Source organism: Tahibacter caeni (genome assembly GCF_024609805.1).
GTDB lineage: Bacteria > Pseudomonadota > Gammaproteobacteria > Xanthomonadales > Rhodanobacteraceae > Tahibacter > Tahibacter caeni.
The window spans coordinates 1-12308 of record NZ_JANFVR010000134.1; the positions used below are offsets into that span (position 1 = coordinate 1).

Here is a 12308-nt window from a genome sequence, read left to right on the forward strand (position 1 = left end):
GAGCGCGCGCAGCAGCCGCGCAGTGCCGACGCGCAGGCGCAGGCGCGCGCGCGGCGCCTCGTCGCGGCGCAGCAGGCGCAGCCAGTTGTAGTCGACGGGTGCTCCGTGCGGGGTACCGTAGGCGGTGTCGAGTGTCATGACGCGGTTCCTTGGCGTTCGTCGGCGAAATGCGACGCCGCAAGCCTGCGCCCGAATCAGGGCGATACAGGTCCGCATTGGTGGATGCGAAGGTCTGGCTGCGACGATCTCGTGCGGTTGCTCGACCGCGTTCCGATGCGCATCCGCCAGGTTTCGCGTTTCCGCGACTCCGCGCGGACCGCGAGCCTTACATGTCGAACTTCTTGAGCTCGAAACCCGCGTGCTTGTAGGTCTTCCAGCGTTCGCGCGAGCCGAGGCGCTGCGACTCGTCGGCCGGCACGACTTCGAGCACGCGCTCGAACAGGCCCGGCGCGCAATCGTCGCGCAGGTTGATCACGAGCGGCCGGTCCGGCGTCGCGGTGCCGGGCGGCACGATCAGCACCGGCGTGATTTCGTCGTCCTCGTCGCCGGCGATCTGGTGCGGGATGAACGCGTCCTCGTCGAACTCCCAGAGCTTGCCGTCGATTTCCTCGGCCTGTTCCAGCGAACGCGCGAGGATCAGGGTCGGCTGCCCGCTCGCATAGGCACGCTTCGCGAGCTCGCAGACCAGCAGCAGCGGATCGGCGCGGAAGCGCGGCTTGTCGATCAGATAGAAATCGGCGCGGGGCATGGATCGCGGGACCGTCGGTCGGTGGCCGCAACGATGCGGCGGATCGCGCCGGCGCCGCAAGCGAACCTGCGGCGCCGGCGCGGCGTGCTCAGCAGCGGTCGATCAGGTACTGCACGAGCAGCGGCACCGGGCGGCCGGTGGCCAGGCCCTTGCGGCCTTCGTCCCAGGCCGTGCCGGCCACGTCCAGATGCGCCCAGCGCTGGCCTTCGGTGAAGCGCGACAGGAAGCAGGCGGCCGTGATCGCGCCGCCGTTCTTGCCGCCGATGTTGGCCACGTCGGCGAAGCCCGAATCGAGCTGGCCCTGGTAGTCGTCCCAGAGGGGCAGGCGCCAGGCGCGGTCGAGGCTCGCGTTGCCGGCGGCGAGCAGCTGCTCGGCCAGCTCGTCGTCCTTGCTCATGAGGCCCGAGGCATGCTTGCCGAGCGCGATGACGCAGGCGCCGGTCAGGGTGGCCGCATCGATGATGACCTGCGGGTTGAACTTCTGCGTGTAGGTCAGCGCGTCGCAGAGGATCAGGCGGCCTTCGGCGTCGGTGTTGAGCACTTCGATCGTCAGGCCCGACATGCTGGTCAGCACGTCGCCGGGGCGGTAGGAATTGCCGTCGGGCATGTTCTCGACCGCGGCGAGCACGCAGACCAGGTTCAGCGGCAGCTTCAGCGTCGTCGCCGCGACGAACGCGCCGAACATGCCGGCCGCGCCGCACATGTCGAACTTCATTTCTTCCATGCCCGGGCCGGGCTTCAGCGAGATGCCGCCGGTGTCGAACGTGATGCCCTTGCCGACCAGCGCATAAGGCCGCACGTTGCCGCCGCCGTTCCAGCGCAGCACGACGAGCTTGGGCGGATTGGCCGAGCCCTGCGCGACGCCGAGCAGCGAACCCATGCCGAGCTCCTGCATCTGCTCGCGCTCGAGCACTTCGCAGCTGACGCCGTCGGTGGCTTCGGCGTACTTCTGCGCCTGCGCGGCGATGTAGGCCGGGTTGCAGATGTTCGGCGGCAGGTTGCCGAGCTCGCGCGCCTGGCGCACGCCGGCGGCGATGGCCGCGGCCTGGTCCAGGGCCGGCTGGGCTGTCGCGTCGGCGACGAACGCGATTGCGCCGAAGCTGTCGCCGCGCGGCTTGTCCTTGGGCTTGAAGGTCGCGGTGTAGCGGTAGGCGGCGTGGTCGGTCGCGAGCGCGGCGGTGCGCAGCTTCCAGTGCAGGTCGCGGCCCGGCACGTCGGTCTCGGCCAGGAACGAGGTCGCGCTCGCGATCGGCAGGCCCTTGAGCACGCGCGCCGCTTCGGTGGAGGCGCGCTGGAAGCGCGCGCTGTCGAGCTTCTTCTGTTCGCCGAGGCCGACCACGAGCACGCGCGCCGCGGCGATGCCGCCCAGTCCGAAGAGCACGTGGCTGCTGCCGAGCTTGCCGCTGACGTCGCCGGAATCGATGAGGCGCTTGATCGCGCCGCCCGAGGCTTCGTCGACGCGCGCGGCGGCGCTGGTCAGCATCTTGTCTTCGTAGACGCCGACGACGACGCAGGGCGTCGCTTCGGTTTCGGGAGTGGCGCTGGCGAGGGAGAACTGAATCGTCATGAACGGGCACCGGACGAAAGTGGCCCGGACCCGTTGCGCATGCCGCGTCGCGGGGCCTGGCCGGTTAAACTTTGGGGAATGTTCTTGTGCGCGACCGGCACAAGCGCCCGGATTATCGCACAAGCCCTTCACAATGCTCAGAATCATCGATCGCTATCTATTGCGCGAACTGGCTTTCGGCGGCTTCGCGAGCGCCGTCGTCCTGCTCGTGGTGACCCTGGGCGGCACCATCACCGACGTACTGACCAAGGTCGCCCGCGGCCGGCTGCCGGGCAATCTGGTGTTTGAAATCCTGGGCTTGCGTACGCTGGACGCGCTGACCATCCTGCTGCCGCTGGCCCTGTTCATCGGCGTGCTGCTGGCCTACGGCCGGCTCTGGCGCGACAGCGAGATGGCCGTGCTGCAAGGCGTAGGCATGCCGTTGACCGGACTGCTGCGGCCGCTGACCTGGCTGGCCGCGCCGGTCATCGTCGGCATCGGGCTGATCTCGTTCTGGCTCGCGCCGGCCGCGCAGCGCCTGTCGCACAGCCTCGTGGAGGAGGCCAACCGCTCGCTGGTCGTGGCCGGTCTCGAAGCCGGCCGCTTCGTGCAGCTGCCGGGTCGCGGCGGCGTCATCTACGTCGGTGCGATGAACGACCGCGGCTCGCGCTTCGAGCGCATGTTCGTCGAGACCGAGCGTGCCGACGGCGACGACACGCGCATCGACGTGATCACGGCCGAACGCGGCGAGCTGCGCCGCGAAAGCGACGGGGAGGGCCGTTTCCTCGCGCTGCAGGACGGCTTCCGCGTCGAAGGCCGCATCGGCCACGACGATTTCCGCCTGCTGCGCTTCAAAGGCAACGACATCGCGCTGGCCGACAACGAGTCCGACGACACGCCCGAGGCGCTCAAGCGCGCCGCGCCGACCGGCGAACTGCTCGCCAGCAACGAACCCGTGCAGAGCGCCGAGCTGCACTGGCGGCTGGCCGCGCCGCTGTCGGCCGCGATCCTCGCCGTGCTCGCCGTGCCGCTGTCGCGCACGCGGCCGCGCGAGGCGCGCTATGCGAGCGTACTGGTCGCGCTGCTCTGCTATCTGATCTATCTCGGCTGGCTCGGCTTCGGTCGCGCGCTGATCGAGCAGGGCCGCGCCCCGTCGTTCGTCGGCCTCTGGTGGGTGCATCTGCCGGCCGCAGGCCTGGCTCTGTGGCTGTTCTGGCGCAGCGACCGTCTCGCCGCGCCGGCCGCCGCGGCCGAGCGGCGCAAGCCCGTCGCACGCGGAGAGAGCGCATGATCTGGCCGATCAAGCGGGTCGACCGGCTCGTCGCCTACAGTACGTTCTCGGCGGTGCTCGTGACCTGGCTGCTGCTGGTCGGCCTCGATGCGGCGCAGGCCTTCGTGCGCGAAGCTTCCGACGCCAAAGGCGACTACGGCGTCGGCACCGTCGCCCTGCAGATCCTGCTGACCGTGCCGCGGCGCAGCTACGAATGGTTCGGCAATGCCGCGCTGATCGGCTCGCTGCTCGGCATGGGCGCGCTGGCCGGCAGCGGCGAGCTCACGGCGCTGCGCGCGGCCGGCCTGTCGAAGATGCGCATCTGCCTGTCGGCGGCGCTGTCGCTGGCCCTGGCGACCCTGGTCGTCGCGACCGTCGGCGAGACGATTGCGCCGGCCGCCGAACAGCAGGCGCAGTCCTTGGCGCTGCGCGCGAAGTCCGACACGATTGCGATCGGCCAGCGCGGCGGCGGCATCTGGGCGCGCGACGGCGACACCTTCATCAACGCCAAGCAGGGCACGACGCGCCAGGTCGACGGGGTGCGCGAGGTGCGCCTGGCCGACGTGCGCGTGTTCGAGTTCACGCCCAAGGGCCAGCTGCTGTCGATCGCGATCGCCGAGACCGCGCTGCACCGCGTCGGCGAATGGACCATGCAGAACGTGCGCCGCACGCGCTTCGGCGAAGCCGACGCGACCAGCACGACCGAGGCGACCACGCATTGGAAGTCGGGCCTGGATCCGCGCATGCTCGCGCTGTCGATCGTGCAGGCCGACTATCTGTCGGTCAGCGACCTGCGCCGCAATATCCGCTACCTGACGCGCAACGGCCAGGACGCGCAGGAGTTCGAGAAAGTGTTCTGGGCGCGCCTGTTCTGGCCGCTCAACGTGCTCGTGCTCGTGTTCTGCGCATTGCCGTCGGCGTTCGGCACCCTGCGCAGCGGCGGCATGGGCAAGCGCATCTTCATCGGCATGACGCTGGCGATCGCCTGGAGCTTCCTGCAACGCTCGCTGGCCAACGTCGGCGCGGTCTACGGCATGAACCTCGCGTTCGCGACGGCCCTGCCGGCGCTGCTGCTGATCGCGCTGGCGGTCTGGTACTTCCGCCGCGCGAGCTGAGCGCGGCGCTCAGACGCTCAGGCGCAGCGCCGCGACCAGAAAACACAGGCTGGCCACGGCCAGCCCGACGAACGGCACGCGGAACCAGTAGCGCCGCGCGAGCCAGAGCCAGGCCACGGCGTTGGCCGCGGCGACCCAGGCGAACACGGGCGCCTCGCGCAGCAGCGGCATATGGCCGAGTGCGAGCAGCAGCACGAACACGGCGAACACGATCGCGCCAAGGCTGTGGCTCGCGTTGAAGCCGATCCATGCGCGCCACAAGGTCGTCTCGCGCGTGAGCCGCGGCGAGGTCGATTCCATCGCCGTGCGTACCGCCGCATCGCGCGGCGCGAACGCGTCGCCGGCGAACGTGCAGACCAGATGGATCAGGCCGAGCACGCCGAAAATGAGCGCGCCGGCGACGAGCAGGATCTGTTCGGGCATATGGACTCCGCTCAGGACTTGGGCAGCCGCAGCAGGCGCGTGCCGCTGGCGAGATCGTGCCAGCCGCGGCGCTCGCGCTCGAACAGGCACCAGAGGAAACCGAGCGCGCCGGCGGCCAGCGACAGCGGCGCGACGACGAAGCGCAGCAGCGCCGCGCCCCAGCCCGGCGGGCGACCGCTGCCGTCGACGAGGCGCAGGCGCCAGGCGCGCATGCCGATGGTCTGGCCGCCGTAATGCCAGGACGGCACGTAATACGCCGCCGTGACGCCGAGCAGCAGCAGCCGGTACCAGAGCGCGTGATAGTTCAATGTGCCGCGCGTCGCGATCATCGCCACGGCGCCCGTGACCATCCAGATCGCGATCAGCGGAAACACGTCGTAGAGCGCGGCGGCGAGGCGCCAGCCCAGGTGGGCCGGCCGGGGCGTAGCGTCGGTCATGCGCGGCGTTTCGGCGGAGGAATCGGCGCAAGCATGCAGCCATTCGCCGGCACTGTCATCCGCCGCGCGGGCTTTGCGCTACGCTGCGCGCATCTTCGCCGGTTCCGCGCATGACCGACATCGAATCCCCGCCGCTGCCCGAGCACGATCGCGCCGCGATCGAGCAGTTCGTCGAACGCGCCTGGTCCGAATTCGGCCTGGCCGAGAACACCCTGGCCAGCTATCGCAGCGATCTGATCGGTTTCGCGCGCTGGCTGGCCGGGCAGGGCGCCCGCCTCGCGACCGCCTCGCGCGAGCTGCTGTACCGCTACCTGGCTGCGCGCGCGGCGGCGAAATACACCGCGCGCTCGAATGCGCGGCTGCTGTCGACCCTGCGGCGCTACTACAAGCTCATGCGCCGCATCGGCCTCGTCGAGCAGGACCCGACCTTGCTGCTCGACGCGCCGAAGCTGCCGCGCGCCTTGCCCAAGGCGCTCAGCGAAGGCGAGGTCGAAGCGCTGATCCGCGCGCCCGACATCGCGACGCCGCTGGGCCTGCGCGACCGCGCGATGCTCGAGCTGCTGTACGCGACCGGCCTGCGCGTCAGCGAACTCGTCGGCCTGCGCGCCGACCAGATCAACCTGCGCCAGGGTGTGCTGCGCGTGACCGGCAAGGGCGGCAAGGACCGCCTCGTTCCGCTCGGCGAGGAAGCACAGCACTGGCTCGAACAGTACGTGCAGCAGTCGCGCCCCGTGCTGCTGCGCGGCCGCGTCGCCGACGCCGTCTTCGTGACCGCGCGCGCCGCCGGCATGACGCGGCAGATGTTCTGGACCATGGTCAAGAAACACGGCCAGGCCGCCGGCATCGCGAGCCAGCGCATCTCCCCGCACGTGCTGCGCCATTCGTTCGCGACCCACCTGCTCAACCACGGCGCCGACCTGCGCGCACTGCAGCTGTTGCTCGGCCACAGCTCCCTGTCGACGACGCAGATCTACACCTACGTCGCGCGCGAAGGCCTCAAGCGGCTGCATGCGCAGCATCATCCGCGAGGATGAGGGCGGACGCGGGAGCAGGGCCGGGCAGATCGGCTGACGCCGCGCCGTTCGATGCCGATGCCGGCGGGGCCGGCAGCGTCGATGACAGGCGCCACCGGGATTGGTGCAAGCGGACCTGTCCACGGCGGCCGGTTCCACCGTTTGCGTTGCCCCGGCGCCGCGGCCGCGCCTACAATCCGCCCGGCGCGCCGGTTTAGCTCAGTCGGTAGAGCAACTGATTTGTAATCAGTAGGTCGTCGGTTCGATTCCGACAGCCGGCACCATCGCAGGTCCTGCGACCCCGCGCCAAGCCTCTAACATTCCGGTGCAAAGCCAGTCCCGCTGCTTCTGACAGGGCGTCGCGAAGCCTTCGCGTGCCGCGGTGCTCTACTGCGCGATGTCGGTAGCCACGGTTCCAGGTTGGACGAGGCCGAATCACTCCATCCACGCCGTCCAGAAATCGCCATGCGCGCAACCGGAAACCAACCGCAGTGAGAGGCGCCGTGCCCTGCCGACAGTCTCCGTTCGGGCGAACCAGAGGTGTCCGATGGAAGCGAGGACATGCAGGAAATGCGGACATGTGAACGAGCGGGCCACGTGGAAGCCCATGGAGGCCTGTCCCCGATGCGACGTCATCTACGCCAAGTACGGTGCGCTCGTCGTTCCCGCGCGCCGGCTTGCGCCACAGCCGTCGGCAGCAGATGCAGACAGGCTCGCGCGGCGGCGCAGGGCGTTGCTCACGCATGGAGCGGTCGGCCTGCTCGCTCTGGTCGCGGGGTTCTATGCCGGGCAACTCTATCTGCAGATGAAGATCGTGGCCGCCGTGTCGGATGCCTTCGGCGGGGCGGCGAAGGCCCTCGTACGGGAGTCGCCGCCTCCGACGCGAACGGCGGCGCCGCCTGAAGGCAAAGTCGTCGCGGAAGCGTCGCCGATCACCGTGTCTCTCGCGAAGAAGGGATTCCGGGAGCAGGATTTTTCAGGCGGTCGGTCGATCACCGACGCGATTACCTTCGCCGTGGATTTCTCGAACAACGGCGACAAGGACATCCGTGCGTTCGACGGCGCTCTCGTCTTCACGGATCTGCTGGACAACGAGATCCTCGGAGCGCGCATATCGATATCGGACCCCGTCGCTTCCGGCGCCGTGATTCGCTGGGACGGCGAACTGGAATTCAATCAATTCATGGATCGCCACAGGCGTCTGCGCGATCAGGCTGCCGGCGACCTGAGAGTCGTGTTCAGACCCGGCAAGTTTCTCTACGCCGACGGGACGCGGTCGGATCAGTGATGCCCGCCGGCCGTGCCGGTCGGCGGCCGGAATCGCAGTCTGCACGTTCCGGTACGACGCGGCGCATGAGATCGCATCGGCAGAGCGACGATGCATTCTCTGAACATTGTTCCCGCCATTTGCAATCTGTACCGGAGTCATCCGCGTAAATTTCCCATTTTTCCACGGCTGATCACCGTTTCAGGGGGCTTTCGGCACTGGCACAGCTTCTGCAGCGCCGTGTCCGTCCAACCCGATACACAGGTGATCCATGAAACGTGCTCCGTATGTGTTCGCTGTGCTCGCGATGTCGTTCGGTCTGGCTCAGGCGCAGAACACGAATCCGCAGACTCCGCAGAACCAGCAGCCCGCGAACCAACAGCAGATTCCGCCGTCGGACAGCAATCCCGGCGCGCGCCCGGCCAACAATCCGGCGACCACGCCGCCGCCGTCGTCGATGCCGTTCGATCAGTACGACAAGAACACGGACGGCAATCTGAGCCGCAGCGAGTTCGACGGCGCCGCGATGAAGGGAACGACGTTCGCCCAGGTCGATACGAACGGCGACGGCAAGATCTCGCGCGACGAATGGGCGGCCCACAACCAGCCGCGCAATCAGGATCGGCGCTAGTCGCCGCTGAAGCGGCCGCGCCGCCACGGAGAGACGCGAGCGTCGTGCCGATGTAATCCGCCTCGTTGCAGCTTTCGTTACGCCGCTGCGCCCGAGCGGAATCTCCCGGCAATCGACGTTCGCGACCGCCGACATGCCGGCAGTGCAGGAGCGCTGCCGTCGCGCGGAGCCTACGGATGCTCCGCGTGGTGGCGGGGGTGCGAATCGGATGACCTGACCGCATGGCACGCCTTATCCGATTCGCACTCCCTGGGGCCGCCGCAAGCGAGGAGAGCGAAATGAAGCGAGGGTTCCTCAACATGCTCGGCATGGCCGCGCTCGGTCTCGCCGCCTGTCAGCCGCAGCCGCCGGACGATCCGACGCCGCGTTCGCGCGCGCCGGGCGCCGACGACACGACGCCGCGCCGCGCGGAACCTTCGCAGAGCGCGCCGCAACCGGTCCCGCCCGGCGGCGCCGCGCCGCAGGACTCGATGCCGGCAGCAGCGACACCGGCCGGAACCGCGTCTGCGGATCAGGCTGCGCCGGTGCCGCCGCCCGAGCAGGTCGAGGACGCGCTCGCCGCGTGTGCGCGCCAGCCCGCCGACCAACAGGAAACTTGTCGCCAGCGCATCCGGCAAGCGATCGGATCGGCCGCCGATGAGAAGCGTTAGCCGACGTGTCGGCCGGTTCAAGCAGTATCACCGGAGAAATCGATGTGCTTTCGTCGAACGATCGCTGCCGTGTCGGGTACGCGAGCCCGGACTTCCGCCCGCTGACGGGAGATGCCATGGCCGTCCGCAGCAGCATCGACGCCGTCATCGATCTGCTCGAGACGCCCGAACTATGGTCGGTCGCCGCCTCGTCCGGCGCCGTGCGCCGTGTACTGCGTGGCCTGCTGACCCAGGTCAACGAAGAAATCGCGATGCTCGAGCCGCTGCTCGTCCAGCCGCAGCTCGCCGATCGCGAACGGCTGGCCGAGGGCGTGGACGGCCGTCGCGCGATCGTCGAACGCCTGCAGACCTTGCTCGTCGCGTGTGGTGAACGCAGCGGTGCCAGCGCGAGCTGATCGCACGGTCGCGCGACCGCTCCGCCGGCGATCATCCAGCCGGCGCGACGCCGGCAACGACGGCCTGCCCGACAGGGGCCGCAACGGAGCGCCGCCGCGGTCCGGTCTCGCCCGGCGGCGCTGCGTTCGCTGCGCTCAGAACTCCAGCGCCGGCACGTGCTCGCGCCGCTCGTACCAGCCGTTGCCGACGTCGACGTATTGACTGAACGCATCGAGCGCGCGCGCGTAGACGTGAACCGAAATCGTGACGTCGCGCGGCGCGGAGTTGCGGCACAGATGCAGCCCGTGGCCCGGCGTTTTTCACGGGCGCGGAATCAGAAAGCCCGGCGTGCCTTGGAGAAGATACGTGGCTTCCTTTTCCGTCCATCGCGATGGAGAAAGCGGGCAGGCCGGAACGGTCGGAGTATCAATAGCAGTATTTCACGTCACCGGCCTGCGCGTCGACGACGCGAACCTCGGCGCGGACGCCGAGGAGCCGGGCATCGATCCGTCGCCGCTCGACGAGCGCCAGGCCACTGGGAATATCGGCGCTTCTGCCGTAGGGAATCGCGACGATGAATTCCTCCGATCGGATGCAGTACGCATCGATCGTCGAGCAGTTCCCGGATGCGGCAGCCGGATCGCCGATTGCTGCTTTCCTGCCGTCGTCGAACAGGGAAACCGTCAGCGCGTCCTCGCCCAGCTTCGCGTACGAATACATCGCCGGCTCGTTCACGTCGTCCGGATGCCGGGTCTTGCGCGTGAAGGCGGCAAAAAAAAACACCCGGCCAAAGGCCGGGTGTCCCGATGGTACCGCGGTCGAACGGAGGTCAGTCGACGTTGAACGTCTGCAGCGACACCGGCACGCTGGCGTTGCCGCGCAGGACCAGCATCGTGCGCGTGTCGGTGATGCCGGTGAAGGTGCGCAGATCGGTCGAGGCGAAGTTGAAGTCGGTACGGCCCGACGCATTGCGGTAGAAGCCGTTGCCGGCGTTGACGCCGCTGGTGCCCACGGGCTGGGCGGAGCCGTAGGTCAGCGCCGTGGTCAGGTTGGTGTCGTCGACGAGGCCGGCGCCGGTGTCGCCCTGGAAGTTCACGCCGAAGCCCTTGCCGGTCAGGCTGTTCAGGCGCAGCGGCGCGGCCAGGTTCACGGTGACCGTGTAGACGTTGTTCGCCGTGAGCGTCTGCGGGCCGAGGTCGATCTCGATCGGCGTACCGGCCGGGCTCGAGAAGACCGGCGTGCCGGCGGCGGTATAGACGTCCCAGAACTGGACGCGCGCGCGGATGTTCGTGTACGTGACCGCAGCGGCCGAGGCCAGGGAGAGGTCGAGGCTCGTGATGTCGACCTGCGGGCCGGCGCCGGCGATGTTGGCGACGCCGCCGATGTAGGTACGCGGCGTGCCGGTGGTGATCGTCAGCGAGGCGCCGGTCGCGTCGTAGACGACCGGATCCACGCCGCGCGGCGCGCCGACGACGATGCGTCCGCCATAAGCCAGCCGAGCGGCGGCGGGTTCGTTCTGCGCCGCGTGGGCGGCGGACGCGGTCAGCATGGCCGCGGCCAGCAGCGTCATTACGTACTTCATCAAGGTTCCCCTGCGTGTTGGTTGTTGCCGGACAGTCTTTCGAAGCTAGCATGACTGCTGCGTGTCATTGAAGTGTCGGAAGGCGCAGAGGCCGGTCTGCAGGCGGAGGGGAAAGTCACGCCGCGTCGACATGGCCGCAGCATTAGTCCGCGCCGCCGCAAGGGGATTTCCCCGATGCACGCGGTGCGGCAGTGCCGGCAAGCTTCCGAGGCTGGCGAGGATGCGGGCGATGCGGCGGACAGGGAGATCCGTAACGCCGATGGGATGAACAAGTCCCGTGACCGATCCGGCGGCCCCGGGGCGCTCGCGCCTTCGGGGCCTTTTCGTTGCGGAGGTGGCCGCGCATTCGTTCACGATCGTGAAGGCGCGACGGTCCGTGTGAGTCCGGGCATCGCGTGCGCGCGCGGCGACGCTGCGCCGGCCGCGGCATCAGCGCAACGACAGTCGTTCGGCCACGGCCGCGGCGATGCGCGCTTCCGCCGGCACTCCGGCGAAATGCGCGCGATAGGCGAGGCAGCGCGCACGCAGCGCCGTGTCGTCCAGTGCCGCGGCGACGGCCGGCGCGAGCCGATCCAGCGACGGCAGCCGCTGCGCGAGGCCGGCACTCTGCAGGCGCGCCGCGTGATCGAACTGGTCGTAGTCCAGCGGCAGCACGAGCGCCGGAATGCCGAGCCGCAGACAGCGGTAGAGGATGCCGGCGCCGCCGTGATGCACGACGAGGTCGTAGCGCGCGAGATCGCGCGCATACGACACGTAGGCCAGCTCTTCGACGTTGCCGCTGCGCCGTTGCACGGTCGCGCCGGCGTCGCCGCGGCTGAAGTGGAATTCGACGTCGGGCAGGGCCTGCGCGGCCGCGCGCACGGCGGCCAGCGTGGCCTGCTTGTACCAATGCAGATGCGTGCCCAGGGTCACGAGCACGTGCGTCCTGCCGGCGACGAAGCCCGGCGCCGGTCCCGCATAGGGCGGCGTGTAGAGGACCGGGCCGGTGAACTGCACGGCGGCCGGCCAGGCGCGCGCGTACTCGAACTCGCGCAGGCCCAGCGCGAGTATGCGTTCGTCGGAATAGGCCGCCTCGCTGCCGTCGGCGCGGTACAGCGAATCGATGCCGAGCGCGGCGAGCTCGCGGCGGTACAGCCAGCCGACGCTGCGCTTGAACGTGCGGACCGCGCCGCGGCCGAGCGCGTCGCGCAGGCGCCCGCGCAGACCGGCGCGCGGCTGCCAGCCGCCGAGATAGGCCGGCGGCCCGCCGGG

14 protein-coding genes and 1 tRNA gene are annotated in these 12308 nt (G+C 69.3%); 8 read left to right on the top strand and 7 right to left on the bottom strand.

The window, feature by feature from the left end; translation table 11 throughout:
• Window positions 1-325: 325 nt before the first annotated feature.
• Together NON22_RS12795 and NON22_RS12800 are read right to left on the bottom strand one after the other, a co-directional pair.
• A complete protein-coding gene (locus tag NON22_RS12795) occupies window positions 326-748 on the bottom strand; it encodes a DNA polymerase III subunit chi (RefSeq protein ID WP_257387329.1) in 423 nt (140 codons plus the stop codon).
• A gap of 88 nt (window positions 749-836) precedes the next feature.
• Window positions 837-2315: a leucyl aminopeptidase gene (locus NON22_RS12800; protein WP_257387330.1), complete on the bottom strand. Its 1479-nt coding sequence runs from the start codon at window positions 2313-2315 to the stop codon at window positions 837-839.
• Between the two features lie 133 nt (window positions 2316-2448).
• Here NON22_RS12800 and lptF point away from each other — a divergent pair, with 133 nt between their 5' ends.
• Window positions 2449-3585: an LPS export ABC transporter permease LptF gene (lptF, locus tag NON22_RS12805; protein WP_257387331.1), complete on the top strand. Its 1137-nt coding sequence runs from the start codon at window positions 2449-2451 to the stop codon at window positions 3583-3585.
• A complete protein-coding gene (lptG, locus tag NON22_RS12810) occupies window positions 3582-4679 on the top strand; it encodes an LPS export ABC transporter permease LptG (RefSeq protein ID WP_257387332.1) in 1098 nt (365 codons plus the stop codon). The genes lptF and lptG overlap by 4 nt, the downstream gene beginning before the upstream one ends.
• A 9-nt stretch (window positions 4680-4688) precedes the next feature.
• On the opposite strand, the gene NON22_RS12815 is transcribed toward lptG, so the two are convergent.
• Window positions 4689-5102: an LIC_13387 family protein gene (locus NON22_RS12815; RefSeq protein ID WP_257387333.1), complete on the bottom strand. Its 414-nt coding sequence runs from the start codon at window positions 5100-5102 to the stop codon at window positions 4689-4691.
• An 11-nt stretch (window positions 5103-5113) separates the two neighbouring features.
• Window positions 5114-5539, bottom strand: a complete 426-nt coding sequence (locus NON22_RS12820) for an RDD family protein (RefSeq protein WP_257387334.1) — start codon at window positions 5537-5539, stop codon at window positions 5114-5116.
• Window positions 5540-5622: 83 nt separating this feature from the next.
• Between NON22_RS12820 and xerD the strand changes: the two genes are divergently transcribed.
• The 6 genes from xerD (at window position 5623) to NON22_RS12850 (ending at window position 9495) form a co-directional block, all read left to right on the top strand.
• Window positions 5623-6573, top strand: coding sequence for a site-specific tyrosine recombinase XerD (gene xerD, locus NON22_RS12825; RefSeq protein WP_425507976.1), 951 nt, complete (start codon window positions 5623-5625; stop codon window positions 6571-6573).
• Window positions 6574-6760: 187 nt separating this feature from the next.
• Window positions 6761-6836, top strand: a tRNA-Thr gene (locus tag NON22_RS12830).
• Between the two features lie 296 nt (window positions 6837-7132).
• Window positions 7133-7840 (top strand): hypothetical protein, encoded by a 708-nt coding sequence (locus NON22_RS12835; protein WP_257387336.1) that lies wholly within the window; start codon window positions 7133-7135, stop codon window positions 7838-7840.
• Between the two features lie 250 nt (window positions 7841-8090).
• Entirely contained in the window at window positions 8091-8450 is a 360-nt protein-coding gene (locus tag NON22_RS12840) for an EF-hand domain-containing protein (RefSeq protein ID WP_257387337.1), read from the top strand.
• A 299-nt stretch (window positions 8451-8749) separates the two neighbouring features.
• The gene (locus NON22_RS12845) at window positions 8750-9100 is read left to right on the top strand and encodes a hypothetical protein (RefSeq protein ID WP_257387338.1); all 351 of its coding nucleotides are present in this window, start codon (window positions 8750-8752) and stop codon (window positions 9098-9100) included.
• 116 nt (window positions 9101-9216) lie between these two features.
• Window positions 9217-9495 (top strand): hypothetical protein, encoded by a 279-nt coding sequence (locus tag NON22_RS12850; RefSeq protein ID WP_257387339.1) that lies wholly within the window; start codon window positions 9217-9219, stop codon window positions 9493-9495.
• Between the two features lie 406 nt (window positions 9496-9901).
• Here NON22_RS12850 and NON22_RS12855 read toward each other — a convergent pair whose 3' ends face one another.
• The 3 genes from NON22_RS12855 to NON22_RS12865 all read right to left on the bottom strand — a co-directional run.
• Complete coding sequence (locus tag NON22_RS12855; RefSeq protein ID WP_257387340.1) at window positions 9902-10258, bottom strand: hypothetical protein; 357 nt, start codon at window positions 10256-10258, stop codon at window positions 9902-9904.
• A gap of 46 nt (window positions 10259-10304) precedes the next feature.
• Entirely contained in the window at window positions 10305-11057 is a 753-nt protein-coding gene (locus NON22_RS12860) for a hypothetical protein (protein WP_257387341.1), read from the bottom strand.
• 429 nt (window positions 11058-11486) lie between these two features.
• Window positions 11487-12308: glycosyltransferase (locus NON22_RS12865; protein WP_306673801.1), on the bottom strand; the 822-nt coding region annotated here is incomplete at its 5' end.

What these genes read in the sequence shown, in the direction of transcription:
- NON22_RS12815 (WP_257387333.1), bottom strand. Translation starts at nt 5,102, where the DNA reads ATGCCCGAACAGATCCTGCTCGTCGCCGGCGCGCTCATTTTCGGCGTG.
- lptG (WP_257387332.1), top strand. Translation starts at nt 3,582, where the DNA reads ATGATCTGGCCGATCAAGCGGGTCGACCGGCTCGTCGCCTACAGTACG.
- NON22_RS12850 (WP_257387339.1), top strand. Translation starts at nt 9,217, where the DNA reads ATGGCCGTCCGCAGCAGCATCGACGCCGTCATCGATCTGCTCGAGACG.
- NON22_RS12800 (WP_257387330.1), bottom strand. Translation starts at nt 2,315, where the DNA reads ATGACGATTCAGTTCTCCCTCGCCAGCGCCACTCCCGAAACCGAAGCG.
- NON22_RS12820 (WP_257387334.1), bottom strand. Translation starts at nt 5,539, where the DNA reads ATGACCGACGCTACGCCCCGGCCGGCCCACCTGGGCTGGCGCCTCGCC.
- NON22_RS12845 (WP_257387338.1), top strand. Translation starts at nt 8,750, where the DNA reads ATGCTCGGCATGGCCGCGCTCGGTCTCGCCGCCTGTCAGCCGCAGCCG.
- NON22_RS12840 (WP_257387337.1), top strand. Translation starts at nt 8,091, where the DNA reads ATGAAACGTGCTCCGTATGTGTTCGCTGTGCTCGCGATGTCGTTCGGT.
- NON22_RS12795 (WP_257387329.1), bottom strand. Translation starts at nt 748, where the DNA reads ATGCCCCGCGCCGATTTCTATCTGATCGACAAGCCGCGCTTCCGCGCC.
- NON22_RS12860 (WP_257387341.1), bottom strand. Translation starts at nt 11,057, where the DNA reads ATGAAGTACGTAATGACGCTGCTGGCCGCGGCCATGCTGACCGCGTCC.
- lptF (WP_257387331.1), top strand. Translation starts at nt 2,449, where the DNA reads ATGCTCAGAATCATCGATCGCTATCTATTGCGCGAACTGGCTTTCGGC.